Origin of the sequence: Rhizobium sp. SG570 (assembly GCF_012275345.1) — a bacterium.
In the GTDB taxonomy this organism is placed as follows: Bacteria; Pseudomonadota; Alphaproteobacteria; order Rhizobiales; family Rhizobiaceae; genus Rhizobium; species Rhizobium lusitanum.
Genome location: NZ_JAAZQI010000022.1, coordinates 42183 through 58165 on the forward strand (window position 1 = coordinate 42183; position 15983 = coordinate 58165).

Sequence of the window (15983 nt, forward strand, 5' to 3'; positions counted from 1 at the left end):
TTCGGCACGGATTTCGCGAGAGATGTTCGGTTCATGGTCACCGTTCTTCCACTTTGCGGAAGTAAGACTGTCGAAATCTCTGCCTTATCGGTTGCGGTTCGATGCGCAATTTTTGGTGGCACAACTCAATTGCTACCAAGACGAAAGCGAAAAATCGTGTCACACGAAACCAATCAGGGCGCCACTGCGAATGACGAGTTGAAGCTGGACAACCAACTCTGCTTCGCCCTCTACGCAGCAGCTCATTCCTACAACAAGATATACAAGCCTCTACTCGATCCCATGGAGCTATCCTATCCGCAGTATCTGGCGATGCTGGTGCTGTGGGAACGCGACGATCTTATCGTCAAGGAATTGGGGCAGAGGTTGCTGCTTGATTCCGGCACCTTGACACCGCTGCTCAAAAGGCTTGAGGCGGCTGGTCGCGTCCGACGCACTCGCGATCTGGAAGATGAAAGACAAGTCCGCATCACCCTGACGCCCGAAGGGCACGCCCTAAACCGCATTGCAGCGACTATCCCCGCGCAGAGCAATCTTGCTACCGGACTGGGAGCGAAGCGCATCGAAGATCTGAGGACGGAACTCATCGCCCTCCGGACTGGGCTCGAAGCCAGACTTGGCGGCCATGCGGCGTCCAAGAGCCGAGGGTGAAATTCCTGTTCTTCCTGATTTGGGCAAGACCGGCCGACAGCGGCGCCTCAGTCCGGGAGCGCCGTCGCCTCGACCAGCTTCGCACCCAACGCACCCGGACCTGGCACGAGGTCGTTATACCCCCGGGCGCGAAAGATGAGGAAAGATACTAGCCATGCGAGGGCGAAGAACGCGACCACCCCAAAGCCGAGAAAGCCCAGCTCGTCGTTTAAATCTCGGATCATGTCCCAGCCCCGGCCCGAGAGATCAAGCTTGTCTGCGATGAGGCCGAGCGCTTCGACGCCCCCGATAAACAGGGCAACGACGACTGACGTCGCGGTGATCGTCAGGTTGTACCAGAGCTTTCGGACCGGATTGATCCACGCCCAGCCATAGGCCCTGGTCATCAGCACGCTGTCGGTGAAATCCATCAGCGACATTCCCGCCGTGAACAGCATCGGGAAGATTAGGATCGTCCAGAAGGCCGCTCCTTGGGTGGCTTGCGCGGCCGAGATGGCAAGCACACCGATCTCGGTCGCCGTGTCGAAGCCGAGCCCGAACAGAAAGCCGAGCGGGTACATATGCCATGGCCGCGAAACGACCGAGAAAGCCCGGCCAAACAATCGGCTCATAACGCCGCCGCGTGTGGATAGATTGTCCAGTTCCAGATCACCGTGCTCTGCCTGCTGACGTGCGCGTAAAAACGCGGCCCAGACATCAGTAAGACCCAGAAGGTTGGCGAGGCCGACGGCGAGAAGAAACAGCGCGGAGACGGCCGTTCCGATAACACCTCCGACCACATGAAACCTGTCGAGTTCATCACGAACCCCGGCGGCGGCGAAGGCGATCACCAGGGACGCGACGACCACTACGGTCGAATGCCCGAGCGAGAAGAAGGCCCCGACCGCATAGGGCTGCTTCTTCTCCTGGACCATCTTACGCACCACGTTGTCGATCGCCGCGATATGATCCGCGTCGAAGGCGTGCCGCAGTCCGAAGCTGTACGCCAGGAGAGTCGTCCCGAGCAGCACCGGACGATCCGCGAACTCCCAGACCGCCCAGGCCCACGCGCCGACGTTGAACGCGAGCAGCGTCAGATACACGATTGCAACCCTCGTTCTGGGTTCGTCGGCCTGGCGATGATGTGACGTCATAGCTTTCCTACCAGTTTCGCCACGCATCGTGACCCGTCCGAGGACCAGGAGGCCCGGCCTCTTGTGGGGCGCGGCGCACGTTCAAACCTGCGCTGGTGCCGCTGGCGGCGTGAACGGCCGCCAGCCGCGTTTCAGGTGCTCAGGGCGCGCAACCCGCCCCGCCGGAGGTCCATCAGGGTGAAGACCAGCAGCCATCCGATGATAAGCGTCGCAAGCGCCAGCAATGCCGCAGCGATCAGGTCGTTCACCAGCGCCGGCTCAGCAGTGGCGAAACGAAGGGCCGCGACGCTGCTCGCCGCGATCGGGAAGCTGACCGCCCACCATGATATCCGGAAAGGACAGGCGAGCGGCAGGTTGCGCAGTTGCCCGAGCAGGACGGCCAGCACGAACAGCGTCAACGCGAACAGCCCCTCGGCGAACAGATCGCTTTGCCCCGTCGTGACCGTGTAGGTCGAATAACCAACCGCAAAGGGCGCAACGAGGATCAGCAGCGATGGCCTGAGCGCCGCCGGGAGCGGCTCTTCGAAAAGCAGCCGGGAGAAGATCAGCGTGAACAGAGGCACTGCGAAGAACAGGCCGATGGCAAGTGTGGCGACCATCAATCCATGCAACCCGGGCAGCCCGAGGACCGGCACGGCAATCGGCACATTCAGAAGGCCAACAACCGGGATGATCCACGCCGGGGTTGCGTGCGCGACCTGCTGGCGATCCGACATCCACCGTATGACGATCAGCCACGCGAAGAATACCATCCCCGCCGCACCCAGCATCCACATGGCCCTCGCGAACGGCATCGCGAAGGGCGCAAGGGCGATCGGCAACTGCAGCAAACTGATCAGGACCGTGCCGAAGAGGTTTCCGGCAATCGGGTGGTGGAATTCTTGCCGCACGGCGCCGAACGCCGTCACCAGCTTGATCGTATAGGCCACCACCATCAGCGCGAAGGCGCTCACCGCGATCATGGCCATCGCGACCGACACCATCTCCGGAACGCCCCAGCACAAATGCGCGAGCCGCCAGGCGATCGACAGCCCCGTCACACCCATCACCGAGCCAAACAATCCGACTGGCAGATAGTCGAGCATCGGCCGCCCCGGCGCCACAAGAGCGAGTGTCTCGCCCTTGTTGCCGCGGCGCCCGCTCGAACCGAGGCCCGTCATCGCCCAGCCCGCCCGTCGCCACAGATGAATGCGCAGCCCTGACCAAGCAGACAAGCCATGCTCATCATGCCTTCGCCTCAACCGGCGCCGGACGCGCGCTGAACGCGACGTGCGGTGCGCCGAGATAGGGAAAATCGACCAACAGGTCGTCGTGGTGCGTCAGGTTATGCGTCGTCACCTTGCCGTCGGTAATGATCGCCAGGAACGGCCCCATGATGTCGTCGGTCAGCGTCCTGCCATTCGTCGGATAGGTGGCCGGCTGCGTTGCGTCGTAGTGGATGACGTCCGGAAGCAGGCCCTTGGCGACGTCCCTAGCCGCATCGCTGGCGAAGCCTCCGAGATGTTCCAATGAGTGGGCAAAGACGGGGATAAACGCGGGGTCGTTGACCGGATCCGATTTCAGGTAGGCCTCCCGCTGGTCGTTCGTGAGGAACACCGACTGCGCCGCGAGCGCGCCGCGATCGGTCTGTACCCAGGTCCCGCTCGATTTGGACGCCGTGCGCGCCCAGATCGCAACCTTGCCGGCGCCGAAGATCGAATTCGGGACCTCGAGAATGATGCTGCAAACGTCCTTGTCACCGAAGAAGTCCTTACTGTCGCTAAAGTCGAATCCGTTGAAGGCGCTGGGCGGGTCGAAGAAGAACGGATCGCTGCGCCAGCCGACGAAGACCCGATGACCAGCTCCTTCGCCGATCGTGAGCTCTGCATCGAGCGACACGGAAAGATTCTCGACCAACACTTCGCCGTCGCCTTGGGCGATCCCAGCGTCCTTGCCCTTGATCAACCGCAACGTCGCCCACTGGCCGCCAGAGACGAATGGGGTGAAAGTCGCGCGATAAGTCACGTCTGCGATACCGTCGTTGTCGGTATCGATCTTGATTTCGTAGATCGCGTCGGCCGCGAATGGCACGGATGTCGTCAGTTCGGTCGGCGCCGCGTCGGGCGAGCGGTCGACGCTCACCGTCGACGACGGATGAACGTTCATCACCAGAATCGATTTCCTGGCGTCGCCCGGCTTAGGAAACGTGTAGAGATCGCAGAAGTCGAGGCGCGGATCGCCCTGGGGAAAGCCGAGGTCGGGTCCCGAGTAATGATGCGACATGTGATTTTCTCCTTGGTTTGGCCGATGCCGGCACAGCGTTGCAACGGGCGGACCGGCGAACTCACCCGTCGCGCCGGCCGGTGGGGCGGCGCTGGTGGATCGACGTCGCTACGATCTGAGCTTGCTTGCAGACGGTTGGCTCATTCGCGGGAGGGGCTCTCGCAAAGGAACTGAACAGTCCGGGAGGCGCATCGGGACGCGCCCGGATTTCCGAGCAGCATCGCGAGCATCTGCTGCAATCCCAGGCGCTGTCAGTTAAGGGTTCGCGGCGTCGAGCGCTTGGCTGTATTGATCGCGTTTTGAAGATTTATGATCACCGGCGCGTCGGTCTCAGTTCGCATTTGCCGGCGGTTCGGCCATCATCCGGCGCCAAGTGCTCGGCGGCACGCCGACCAACCGACGGAAAAGCCGGTTGAGATGCGGCTGATCCGACAGCCCGCACATCAGCGCGATTTCCGATATCGGCGCCTCTGAAGTCTGCAGGAGGTGCTTCGCCAGATCCACGCGCGCCTGAATCACATATTGCGAATAGGTCAGGCCGGTCGTCATCTTGAACGACCTGGAAAAATGCCCGCTGCTGAGGTTCACCCGCTTCGCGGCGTCACCCATGCGCAGCTCGGCTTCGAGATTGCCGTGGATGTGATGAACGACTTTGCGAACCTGCCAATCCGCCAGCATCCCTTTGCCGGGAAGTGCGACAGGGTAGCGGCCACGCAAGATGAAGTGCGCCCGCTCGATGTAACCGCGCGCCCGCGGCCCGTCTTCGTCGAATACGGCAAGGGCTTCCCCAATCAACTGCGCGACCAGAACGCCGTTGGGCGAATGGAATGTCGCGCAAAAATACTGCGTTGCCGCTCCCTCAAGAGCAGCATTACTCTCGGTGGACGTACGCGATATCGACGAGCCAACGGTCTTTGCCAGACTTGAACTGCTTGACATCGCACACCTCCTTTCCGCCGAGTTGCTCTATCGGACGAGAGGAAGATGAACCTTTCCGCAGGGAAGAATAATTGGTCGATATCGAGACACTGACTTCCATTAGCTGAAATTTACCCCGCCCCTGGCAGCGGCTCGGTCAACTGAGAGTGAGAGGGAGGATGGGATTTCCGTAACGGGTTGGAGTCGAGAGAGGTCAGCAAGAGCGGCAGCTTCTTCATGCCCAATGCATTGACAATGGACATCAGAGCGGTATTCCGCTCGCACCTTGATTGAGATTTAATTTTCGATGCCGGACTCTCAGCCGCAATTGGCGCGATAACTATACGTCATCTGCAGACGCACTCAATTCAGCCAATTAGTGCCAAGCCGCCCTGACGACCAATGTCCCTCTCGATTTCTCTGACCAAGCTATCGAGAGCTGGATTTCTCGACTTACGTGCACGCCGTACAACGTAAGCCAGGGAGGGCGGTACAGGCAAACGGTCGGCCATTATCTGCATCTCGCCCCGGATATGGCGGTCGCTCAGCAACGCTACACCCATTGTCGCGTTCACGGCGGATACAATCCCAGCGGCGCTTGAGCACTCGAACACGGTTTCGAGAACTGAGTTCTCCTGGCCGACGTCGAGTGCCCATTGTCGATAGAAACATTCGTCATCGAACGACAAGAAGGGTATCGGTTCATCTTTCCGGATCAGCAACTCTGGATGCTTCACCCAGTGAAGGCCCTCTCTGTAAAGGACCACGTCGTTCGGTCGCACCTCGTGGCTGAAGACCTGGACGATTGCAGCATCGAGTTCTCCGCGCTCCAGCATGGCGCGGAGGACCAGGCTCATGCGGACCTTGGTTCGAACCGCGACGTTTGGGTGAAGCCGCCTGAAGCGGCCAAAGATGCGAGCGAGATCGGTACATGCAGTGTCTTCGGTGAGCCCCAGTAGAAGTCTTCCGGCGAGTGGTGTCTTGGATAGACTTATCAGCGCCTCGTCGTGCAGCCCAAGGATGCGGCCAGCGTAGTCCAGCAGGTCTTCGCCGGCGGCTGTGAACATCGGTCCTCCCGATTTCCGTCCGAGCAGCTCGCAATCTAGGCTAACCTCAAGCCTTTTGATTTTATGGCTCACGGCGGATTGGGAGAGACCGAGTGCGGTGGCGGCTCTGGTAATGCCGCCATGTTGGCGGATTGCGCAAAGCGCCCGCAGAGCGTCGATTTCGAGGCGGCGACTGTTCAGCTCGTTCATGGTCATATCCCGTCAAATTGTCCGTGGAACGAACCTACCACGAGCCTGCCAGATTATGACATATGCTCTATAAATGTCATGGGATCATCGATATTTGTCATGAGCGATTTCTTCAGTTCCAGCCTACGGGTAGATCGTGTTCCTCGCGATAGAGCCCCAATGACCGACACCTCTCTACCTTCCGTCTCTGACAGTCGCCATCCTCTGTTATGGCCATTGCTCGCCACGCTTCTCATCATCGGATGGAGTTCTGGGTTCGTCGGTATTCGATACGCCAACCAGGAGGCGAGCGTCATGCTTTTGCTCTTCTGGCGGACTTTGCTGTCCGGCCTCATCCTTTTGCCATTCGCAATGGCCATCGGACCGCGGATATCGATGCGTGCGGTCAGGGATCAGGCACTGTTCGGCATCATGGCTGTTTTCCTTTATCTGGGAGGCTTCGCGCTTGCCATCGAGCAAAAGGTGCCAACGGGGCTCGTCGCCCTGATCTCCGACCTTCTTCCGCTGGCCGTTGCCGCCCTTTCGCAACCCTTCCTGGGCGAGCGGCTGACGGCACAACAGTGGACAGGCACCGCTATTGCCGTTGGCGGTGTCTTGATCGTCTCCTTCGACAGTCTCAGCTTCGGCACTGCTCCGGTCTGGGCATACGGTTTGACGGTCGGTTCGATGCTGGTTTTCGCCGTCGCCTCGGTCCTGCACAGGCGGCGCAGGACGCAGCACATGCCGGTCCATCAGAGCCTTTGCATTCAGACTCTGATGGGTTCAGCTCTCTTCGGCCTATGCGCATTGACGCAGGGCAGCCTTGCTCCACCGATGACCCGAGATTTTGCAATCGGGATGGTCTGGCTGGTGCTGATCGCAACGTTCCTAGCCTATGCGGTCTACTATACCAGTCTGCGCTTGTTTCCCGTTGCCACGGTGAGCGCAGCCATCTACCTCAGCCCACCCGTGACCATGCTGTGGGCATGGATGTTGTTCTCGGAGCCTCTGACTGTCGCAATGTTCGCCGGGCTTGCGGTGACGTTGGTTGGCGTATGGATGACCTCACGGGGCTGACCACTGCGCAATCGGCGGCGACAATGCAATCGGAAGAACATTGGTCGGCCCATGGCGGTCCCCAACAAACGTTACGCGGCCTGGTAGTTCCAAGGAAGCAGATCATCGATCTGGCTCTGCTTATGCCCACTAAAGATGGCTGAGAGCGTATGTCAGGTAGACTTGTGGATCGACGGCGTTGAGTTTGCAGGTTTATGCTGACCGGCCAGCTATGCCCATTAATCAACTTTTTGCCGACGTTTCCGGCATCATAGCGGTCGCCTCGTCGGCATATAAGGTCTCTCCATCGCGGTTGACGCGAAAGAGAGGACACATGAACGCAACTGATTATTTGAAGCGCAGCGCCCTATACCGGAAGCCCGGCGTCGGCACATTGCTAGGATCGGATAGTCGATGCGGCGACCGGCAGGCGTCCGCGCTGGTGGCAAACTCCACCCCCGAAAAATCGGGGGTGGGTGCCGCGATGTTCGTCTTCGGAGAGGCGGTCATGCTGCGGCCCTCTGATCGACATCCTGGTCGTGCTCTTCGTCATCAGACAGATCTGTATCCTGCAGATCGTCCTCATCCGCATCCTCGTTGATCTTCCCTTGCTGGTGGTCAGCGGGGTTGTCAGCATGGCCGCCGTTGTCCTCGTGCGAGGACGCACCCTTGACATCCGTGGCAGAACTCGTCCGTATCCAGTCGAGCAACTCGTCGGCTGGTGGCACGAAGCGGGCCGATGCATAGACGAAGTGCTCGTTTTCGAAATGCTCGACGAGCGCTGCACGGGTCTCGCGAACCTTCGACCGAGGCTGGACGGACGCCTCGGCACAAGAGGCTTCCAGCGCCTGGCGAGACAGGCACAAGAGGAACTCCTCCGAGCCCATGTTGGGTAGGTATTCGTCGGCGCCGATCGCATCGCCGGCAATTCGCGATACCATGCCGCTGTTCGACATACCCCGGCGGCACGAGAGGACGTCGATCAGCACGGAGCGAACGGTGATCCGAAGTCTGTCCCGATCGAAGGCGAGCTTGCCGTGCTCGTCGAACAAGGCGACGGCATGGCGCGAGAAGCGCTTGCCGCCGTAGAACGTCCCATCCGCACCGGAGTCGACGCGAATGTTCTGTCCGGCAAAGGCCAGCACCAGCAGCGCCATCAGCATGTCGTCTTCGATCGGCGCGCGGCCAAGCGCGTCGTGAAGCGCATCGGTGCGGAAATCGCCGATCATGTCATGGCCCTTTTGGGTCACGTCGGGGCGAACCCTCGGCGAGGCAACCGCATCGCCATCGCTGCCCAAGGAGGATCCGTCACCATCGGTGCCCTTCGGCTTGGCCGCCTCGGGCATACGGTAATGCACTGTCTGCACCTTGCCATCGCGATCGAGATAGAGCGCCGTGTGGTCGGACTTGGATGGTTTGCCATAGACCTGAGAGGCCTTCTTCGGCAGCTCCGGCTGTCCCCAACTGTTGGCCTCGACGATCGCGCCGCGCTTAGGCAAGTTGCTCATCATCCATTCATGCTGGGCACCGAGGAAGCCCTCGACATTCGTGGTGTAACGGCCGTCCTGGTCGGCCGGTGCGAAGAGGTCTTCCACCCACTCGATCCCGTAGGCCTGGGCCAGATCGTCGCCAAAGCTCGCATCCCTGCCATACATGCGCTTCTTGGTCAGAGCATTGGCGATCTGCCACCAGGGAGCCGTGTCGCCCTTCTTCGGCCTGTGGGCCTTCCAGACTTCGTTCTGGTCGACCTGACCGGCGGCGGCGATGATCCGCAGCTGCTGCTCGGACGGCATGTCGCCCAGCGCCATCTGTTCGAGCATCGCCGGCAGGACATTGGCAAGCAGACGCAGCTTTCGGATCTGGCGGACGGGAAGCGCGAGAGCGACGGCAATCGCTTCCTCGGTCCATCCCAGAGCGACCAGACGTTCGATGCCACGCCACTGGTCGACCGGGTTGAGTGCCTCGCGAACCGAGTTCTCGACCATGGAGCGCATGGCGCCGTTGTCGTTCGCGGCATCCACGACGAGGATTTCGATTTCTTCCAGGCCGGCGGCGATGGCAAGGCGCACGCGGCGATGGCCGGCGTCGATGATGTAGCCGTTTCCGCCATCCGTTTCCGGTGCGACCACCGGCGGCTGCACGATTCCGACGGCCTTGATCGTGGCCAGCATCAGCGCATCGGCCTGCGGCGACGACTTCGACTGGCGCATCCGGTCGGGGTTTTCCTTCAGTGCACGCGGGTCAACCTTCATGATCTGCATGATGTCTTTCCTTTCGGGAGAGTTCCGGACCGGCGCCTTGCCAGCCCTTCCTGTCTTCATCTTTTCTCGAAGACACCTCCCGGACCGCCGAGCGGCCGGACTGCCGCAACTGCGGCCGAGCATCCCTGCTGGGAAGGACGAGCGGGGCATCAGCCCTGCGATGGACAACTGGCCGGGATCGCGCAGGCGGCGGTTGAGCGATAGCGACGACAGGAGGAACGATCTGCGACAGGTTTCCGTTTCCCTTCTTCAGTTCAGATTGCGCATTTCCTTTTAAATTTATCGTAAGTTGTGGTGATTAAGCAGCAGCGGAAACCGCATCATGGAATTCTGATAGTGAAAAAAACTTCGCCAAACACCTGCTGTGCAACAACATCGCCAACCTATGTTCCCTTCTTCGCAATCGTCAGTCTTACCCTCGCGGTCGTAATGTTCATTGCAGCCAGCTACTTTATGGCGAAGGAAACCTTGCTCGAAACGCTGAGCCGGATTGCATCGATCCAGCCAGTGATAAACTTCGTCCTGATCGGCCTGTCGGTCGTCCTCATGAGTTTTGGGAAAATTCTCAATAGGCGCTGGATGGTAACCTGGGGCCTTCGTTGCGCGAACTGCATTGCGACACTCAGTATCGCAGCGGGCGTCTTCGTTGTGATCGGCTCAACTCAAGGCGGGGTTGATGAGCAGGTCATGCGCGGTCTCTACTTCTGGCAACCTTGGTTCATTATCTTTTACGCAATCTTCGTCGCGGCTCACGCATTGGTTCAGTGGTGCGTCTATAGCGCTCAATCCAGGGAGCAATAAAGACGGGCCAACGGCAAAGGTCGCGGCCCGTAAGATGTGGAATTTTGACCTTCAAAGGCTAGGCGGACGCCGCCGCGGTATCGTTCGCATCGTCGGATGCCAGCTGTGTTTCGATCTCACGCAGTTGGAGCCGTTTCACGCTCAAGTCGTCCGCGAATGTAAAGGCTCCGCCGTCCCTTGTACTGTAAGAAGTCAGCCGTCGTTGCGCCTCTTCCAGGCGTTGACGGTGACGCCGTTGTTCCTCTTCAAACCCGTCGATCCCATGTTCCAGCCGGGAGATGGCCCCGAGCGGAGTGACAGTGATGGCCAGCTCGATCTCATAGTCGGCGCCAGTCCGCTGGAGGATGGTGTCGTAGCGATAGCCGTCGCCCTTGCCGATCCGCTCACCTTTATAGACGAGATCGAAGCCACCGATCGCTGCCAAGTGAACCTCACCCTCCTGCTGTAGGTGCAGCAGCGTGAAGATTTCTTTCATCAGTTCGCGCCCGGCCTCTTTGCGCTCGGTATAATCCTGACCCAGTACCGTCATATTAAAGGCATCGCCGCCTGTCGGCTTAAGCCGCGCGATATCCTGACCGATCTCCTCGATACGGCGGAGCGCCATCTCGATTTCCCGCTCCGCATCCCGCATTTGCCGACGAACGGCATACTGATCATCCTCATGGGCAGCGCGAAGACGCTCAAGCCGAGCGATATCAGCTTCGAGACCCGCCTTTTGCATCAGTCGCTCGTCACCGGAGGCGATGGCCTTGGCCATGGCAAACTGGTTGGCGGCTCCCTCGCCGATGTCCTCCAGCCTGCGGATCGAGGTGTCACCGGAGAGAGCGGCGGCAATGAACCGGGCCTTGCGCTCGTTGTTCTGCCACATCGAGGCGTCGAGTGAGCCTTCCGTGGCATAAGCAAAGATATCGACCTCGCCGTGCTGATTGCCCTGGCGAACGATCCGTCCCTCCCGCTGCTCGATCTGCGACGGCAGCCATGGCACATCGAGATGGTGGAGAGCCTTCAGGCGGAGCTGCGCGTTGACACCGGTGCCCATCGTCTCCGACGAACCGATCAGAAATCGAACCTTGCCGGCGCGGACATCACCGAACAGCCGCTGCTTCGCCTCGGTCTTCTTGTAATCCTGCATGAAGGCAATCTGAGATGCCGGTACGCCGAGCCGGATCAGCTCGTCGCGGATGAAGCGGTAGGCCGAGAAGCCGCGGGATTTCTCGACACTGATGGTGCCGAGATCGGAAAAGATCATCTGCGCCGCACCCGGCAGATCAAAATCCTTCCCGTCTGGGCGACGATAGATCGTGTCCCCATTCTCCTGCCAGATCCGATAAGCATTACGGATGAGCAGATTGAGCTTGTTATCCTCCTCATTCTCGGCCCCCGGCACGACGAAACGAAGATCGATCGCCGCGTGGCGACCATCGGTGATGACGGAGAGCAGAATATCGTCGCCGGGCTTGGTCGGCCCCTCACGCTTCTCGATCGCCTTGATCCGGCCATCGAGCATCTGCTGATAGGTCTTGAACAGGGCGGTCGGCTTGGCCGTCAGGATCTGCCGCCGCCCGGTCGAGATGTTGGGCACCTTCACATATTGCCGGAGATCCTCCGGCATGACGACGTCGGCGAACGACCGGAACATGGCGATCAGCTCGGGCACGTTGACGAAGGAGGCAAAGCGGCTGACCGGCTTGTATTTGCCCGACGGCTGGATTTCGAGTTCCGTCGTCGTATCGCCGAAGCACGAGGCCCAGGCATCGAATTCGTGCAGTCCCCGTTCGGCTAGCGCGGCATGGCCGAGCAGGCGCTGGATGGAGAACATTTCGCCGAGCGTATTTGTGATCGGCGTGCCCGACGCGAGAACCAGCGCGCGGCCAGGGTTCTTCGTCTCGATATACCGGGACTTCACGTAGAGGTCCCAGGCGCGTTGCGAGCCGTTCGGATCGATGCCCTTCAGCGTCGACATATTGGTGGCAAACGACAGCTTGCGGAATTCCTGCGCCTCGTCGACGACGATCTGGTCGACACCAATCTCCGAAATCGTCAGCAGGTCGTCCTTACGGGTCGCGAGAGCTTCAAGCCGCTCCTGCAACCCTTCCTTCAGCCGCTCAAGGCGCTTGCGCGAGACGCGGTCCTCGCTATCCACCTTGGTCAGCAGATCCTCGTAAAGCTGCAACTCGTCATGGATCATCTCCTGTTCGAAGGCCGGGGGCACGGCGATGAAGCGGAAGGCCGAGTGGGTGATGATGATCGCATCCCAGGTCGCGGTCGCCGCCCGCGACAGGAATCGGGCGCGCTTGTCCTTGGTGAAGTTGGTCTCGTCAGCCACAAGAATGCGCGCGTTCGGATAGAGCGCCAGGAACTCGCGGGCCGCCTGCGCAAGGCAATGGCCGGGTACGACCAGCATCGCCTTGGCGATCAGGCCGAGACGGCGCTGTTCCATGATGGCAGCTGCCATGGTCATCGTCTTGCCGGCGCCGACGGCATGGGCGAGATAGGTCGAACCATCGGCGATAATCCGCCAGATGCCGCGTTTCTGGTGGCCATACAAAGTAAAGGCGCCTGAGGCGCCCGGTAGCTTCAAATGCGAGCCGTCAAATTTGCGCGGCGCGATATTGTTGAAGCGATCGTTGTAATCCCTCGCCAACCGATCGGTGCGATCGGGATCGATCCAGACCCAGTCTTGAAACGCCTGCTTGATCCGCTGCAGCTTGTCGCGAGCGGCTTCTGTATCGACGACATTGAGAACCCGGCGTTCGCCATCGGCATCCTTGAAGACGTCGAAGATCTGCGGCACCCGGCTGTTCAGGGCATCCGCAAGCAACTCGCCGGCATGGCGACGGCTCGTGCCCCATTCAGATGTACCAGCCGCCGAGTAACCGAGCTGCCGCGCCTCCACCGTCCACGATCCGAGTTCCGGCATATGATGGATGCGGATATCGGCTTCCATCTTCTCTTTGATGAAGGCGACGACATCGGCGGCCGGAATCCACGGTGCCCCGAGACGAGTGGTGATGTCGGAGGGTGGAAGGTCGGCCGGCTGAACATCCTGAAGCGCCCGTACATTTCGCTCGTAGACCGGATCGAGCTCAGCTGCGGCCTGCGCGGCGGCGAGCTTGTTACGGACCGGCCCGGAGAGATAGGCATCGGCCGTCTTCCATGATCCGTCAGCCGGGTCGCGAAACACCTCGTCGCCGAGATCAGCGATCACTGTGGACACGTCGAGATGTAGCAGCTCCGCGATATGATCGAGGTCGACATGGCCGCGTTCGTTGAGTACGACCGCCAGCGCATCAGCCGCATTGGTGATGACAGGCGACATCGGCGGAGCGATCACACGGGTAGCGAATATCGGACCTGGCTTCGCCGTGTCGGTCTCCAGATCGTAATCCTCGATCGAGGCGACCAGCCAGCAATCCGGATCGTCGCGGAAAGGTGCAAGGTTCGGCTGTCGGTGGGTCTCTTTCACCTCACCTGTCTCGGCATCCTCCTGGATCGAGACATTAGTGTGATTGATCGGCCCGAAATCGCGCACGAAGCTCGACCAGGCGATGCGCAGGCGAACTTGGCTGTCACGCCAAGGCCGGTCGGTTTCCTGCGCCTTCAGAACCTCGCGCACGGCGTCACGGATCGGGATCAGTTTCGAAATGATCCGGATATGCTTCTCTGAGATCCCGTCGCCGGAGCGACTGTTGCGCATGGTGACAGGCACGGCCGCGCCGTCGAGCACCTGCATCAGACCCTTTGTCCGGTCGAGGAAAAAGCTGCCCTCGCGGATAGCATTGTCCTTGGGCTGCAGATCGACGATCTCCCCGAGCTCGTCCTCCAGATCGATATCGATGGGCGTTGGCTCGCCGTCATAGAGATCGGCCGGCAGAAGATCGATAGCGGCGGCGAGGGCAGCCTCAAGAACCTCTCCAGCGCGCGGCAAGCAGGTGTAGGTTTCGCCAAATGGTCCCGACGTCAGAGCGTGGGTGCCGAGAACGAAATCGGGATGGCTTGCAAACCTCCTGTTGACGCGGATCGTGCCCTCGTCATCGGTTGCGGGGCGAACCTCGTCCACGTCGAGCCAGGTCTGATCGCCTTCCGGCTCACCGGCCTTGCGCTTGCGGAAGAAGAGGATGTCGACGACGACATCCGTGCCGGCATCACGACGGAAGCTGCCTTCAGGCAGGCGAATGGCCGCGATCAGATCGGCGGATCTGGCGATATGCTCCCGCGCCGTCGCATCAGCCTTGTCCATCGTGCCATGTGAGGTGACGAAAGCGGCGAGCGCGCCGGGCTTCAAGAGGTCAATCGACCGAGCGATGAAGTAGTCATGCAGGCGTAGGCCGAGCGACCGATAGGCGCGGTCCGAGCGGACGGTGCGATCGGAAAAGGGTGGATTGCCGATGGCGAGATCGTAGATCGGCGCCAAGTCTGTGTGGGCGAAGTCACCATTGATGATCCGCGCTCTAGGCTGCAGCAGGCTGGCGATACGGGCGGTGACCGGATCAAGCTCGATCCCGGTCACATAGGCCGCGTCGCGATAGGCTTCCGGCATCAGGGCGGGGAATAAGCCCGTGCCGATGCCCGGCTCCAACACCCGGCCGCCGCGCCAACCAAGCTTCTGGATACCCGCCCAGATCGCCCGGATGATAAACTCCGGGGTGAAATGCGCATACTGAGTGGAGCGGGCGAGCGAGGCATAGTCGGCTTCAGAGACAGCAGTCTCAAGCGAGGAGCCGAGATCGTCCCAGCCTCGCCGGAAATCGACCTCACCCGGTCGGCGGAACATGCCGTTGGCCAGTTCGCCGGCGCCAAAGCCGGTGAAGTAGATCAATTGCGCCTGCTCTTTGGGTGTCGCCGGCCGGTCCTGCTTTGAGATGTTATTGGCAACGAGGATCGCCGCAACATTGGCGCGGGCACGATCCTTCCAGGACGAAGGTAGGCCGCGGTCACCCTCGAGATAGAAGTTTGCCCGAAGCCTCGTGGGCCGGGAGGGTACGGCTGCCCTGGGAGGTGCGGATGCCGGTGCTGGCGCCGGCGGCGTCGGATCGGGATCGTCGTCATTTGCGGCCGCAGGCGAAAAGTCACCAAAAGCGGTCACGCCGAGGCCAAGGCCGGACGAGAGTGCGGTATTGCCAAACATGTCGAGCGTGAAGGGATCGTTGCTCATGATAAAATCTCCTTGTGAAAGCGCGCGTCATCGTTCCGCCAGGACGATTGGCGGCGAAGGGACGCTGATTGATGTTGAAGACCTCGCTGCAGCGGGGACGTTACGACCACTCGATGATGAAGAGCTCCATCGAGTCCGCGTCAAAGGTGATGCCGAGATGCCTCGCGTTGGGGTTGGCGGCGATCATGGCCTCCAGCTGCGCGGCGTCGATGAATTCGACGCCGTCGTCGCCACCGAAGGTCTTGCGCTTGACCTCGAACCAGTCGTCATTGGTGCGAGGATCGCATTCGAGCGCATATGCAACGAAAGGCTTTTCGCCGTCCGGCAGTTTGCATTCGAGCAAAGGTAGACACCGTGATCACCGACCAACCAGACGCCCGGTTGTTCGTCGCGACCGGGATGAAGGCCATAGTGGGGATTGCGAAAGCCGCCGTTCGCTTCCGCGTCGGCGCGACCGCGGGCGATCACCGCCCGTACGGATGCAATCGGAAAGAAAAGCATGGCACGCATC

General features: G+C 60.6%; 10 protein-coding genes and 2 pseudogenes. 3 read left to right on the top strand and 9 right to left on the bottom strand.

Annotation, left to right across the window (positions count from 1 at the left end; translation table 11 throughout):
* Nucleotides 1–33: 33 nt before the first annotated feature.
* A complete protein-coding gene (locus FHT28_RS30495; protein WP_168598236.1) occupies nt 34–651 on the top strand; it encodes a MarR family transcriptional regulator in 618 nt (205 codons plus the stop codon).
* 47 nt (nt 652–698) lie between these two features.
* Here FHT28_RS30495 and FHT28_RS30500 read toward each other — a convergent pair whose 3' ends face one another.
* The 5 genes from FHT28_RS30500 to FHT28_RS30520 form a co-directional block, all read right to left on the bottom strand.
* On the bottom strand, nt 699–1784 hold the full coding sequence (locus FHT28_RS30500) for a HoxN/HupN/NixA family nickel/cobalt transporter (RefSeq protein ID WP_168598237.1): 1086 nt from the start codon (nt 1782–1784) through the stop codon (nt 699–701).
* A gap of 131 nt (nt 1785–1915) precedes the next feature.
* Entirely contained in the window at nt 1916–2869 is a 954-nt protein-coding gene (locus FHT28_RS30505; protein WP_168598284.1) for an SLAC1 anion channel family protein, read from the bottom strand.
* A 139-nt stretch (nt 2870–3008) separates the two neighbouring features.
* Nucleotides 3009–4046, bottom strand: coding sequence for a DUF4331 family protein (locus FHT28_RS30510; RefSeq protein WP_047563422.1), 1038 nt, complete (start codon nt 4044–4046; stop codon nt 3009–3011).
* A 330-nt stretch (nt 4047–4376) separates the two neighbouring features.
* A complete protein-coding gene (locus FHT28_RS30515) occupies nt 4377–4985 on the bottom strand; it encodes an AraC family transcriptional regulator (protein WP_168598238.1) in 609 nt (202 codons plus the stop codon).
* 347 nt (nt 4986–5332) lie between these two features.
* Nucleotides 5333–6220: a LysR family transcriptional regulator gene (locus FHT28_RS30520; RefSeq protein WP_168598239.1), complete on the bottom strand. Its 888-nt coding sequence runs from the start codon at nt 6218–6220 to the stop codon at nt 5333–5335.
* Between the two features lie 159 nt (nt 6221–6379).
* On the opposite strand from FHT28_RS30520, the gene FHT28_RS30525 reads away from it, so the two are divergent.
* Nucleotides 6380–7276: a DMT family transporter gene (locus FHT28_RS30525; protein WP_168598240.1), complete on the top strand. Its 897-nt coding sequence runs from the start codon at nt 6380–6382 to the stop codon at nt 7274–7276.
* A gap of 71 nt (nt 7277–7347) precedes the next feature.
* Here the strand turns inward: FHT28_RS30525 and FHT28_RS30530 are convergent.
* Both FHT28_RS30530 and FHT28_RS30535 read right to left on the bottom strand, forming a co-directional pair.
* Nucleotides 7348–7468, bottom strand: a pseudogene (locus FHT28_RS30530) (transposase domain-containing protein); the annotation flags it as partial.
* Nucleotides 7469–7761: 293 nt separating this feature from the next.
* Entirely contained in the window at nt 7762–9516 is a 1755-nt protein-coding gene (locus tag FHT28_RS30535) for a ParB N-terminal domain-containing protein (protein WP_168598241.1), read from the bottom strand.
* Nucleotides 9517–9852: 336 nt separating this feature from the next.
* On the opposite strand from FHT28_RS30535, the gene FHT28_RS30540 reads away from it, so the two are divergent.
* Nucleotides 9853–10317 (top strand): hypothetical protein, encoded by a 465-nt coding sequence (locus FHT28_RS30540; RefSeq protein ID WP_168598242.1) that lies wholly within the window; start codon nt 9853–9855, stop codon nt 10315–10317.
* A gap of 58 nt (nt 10318–10375) precedes the next feature.
* On the opposite strand, the gene FHT28_RS30545 is transcribed toward FHT28_RS30540, so the two are convergent.
* Both FHT28_RS30545 and FHT28_RS30550 read right to left on the bottom strand, forming a co-directional pair.
* The gene (locus tag FHT28_RS30545) at nt 10376–15472 is read right to left on the bottom strand and encodes a DEAD/DEAH box helicase family protein (RefSeq protein ID WP_168598243.1); all 5097 of its coding nucleotides are present in this window, start codon (nt 15470–15472) and stop codon (nt 10376–10378) included.
* Between the two features lie 100 nt (nt 15473–15572).
* Nucleotides 15573–15973 (bottom strand): annotated as a pseudogene (locus FHT28_RS30550) (DUF3085 domain-containing protein).
* Nucleotides 15974–15983: the final 10 nt, after the last annotated feature.

Bases quoted from the DNA above. Each gene is read 5' to 3' on its own strand.
- FHT28_RS30515 (WP_168598238.1), bottom strand. From the start codon at position 4,985: ATGTCAAGCAGTTCAAGTCTGGCAAAGACCGTTGGCTCGTCGATATCG.
- FHT28_RS30510 (WP_047563422.1), bottom strand. From the start codon at position 4,046: ATGTCGCATCATTACTCGGGACCCGACCTCGGCTTTCCCCAGGGCGAT.
- FHT28_RS30520 (WP_168598239.1), bottom strand. From the start codon at position 6,220: ATGAACGAGCTGAACAGTCGCCGCCTCGAAATCGACGCTCTGCGGGCG.
- FHT28_RS30505 (WP_168598284.1), bottom strand. From the start codon at position 2,869: ATGCTCGACTATCTGCCAGTCGGATTGTTTGGCTCGGTGATGGGTGTG.
- FHT28_RS30545 (WP_168598243.1), bottom strand. From the start codon at position 15,472: ATGAGCAACGATCCCTTCACGCTCGACATGTTTGGCAATACCGCACTC.
- FHT28_RS30500 (WP_168598237.1), bottom strand. From the start codon at position 1,784: ATGACGTCACATCATCGCCAGGCCGACGAACCCAGAACGAGGGTTGCA.
- FHT28_RS30525 (WP_168598240.1), top strand. From the start codon at position 6,380: ATGACCGACACCTCTCTACCTTCCGTCTCTGACAGTCGCCATCCTCTG.
- FHT28_RS30495 (WP_168598236.1), top strand. From the start codon at position 34: ATGGTCACCGTTCTTCCACTTTGCGGAAGTAAGACTGTCGAAATCTCT.
- FHT28_RS30535 (WP_168598241.1), bottom strand. From the start codon at position 9,516: ATGCAGATCATGAAGGTTGACCCGCGTGCACTGAAGGAAAACCCCGAC.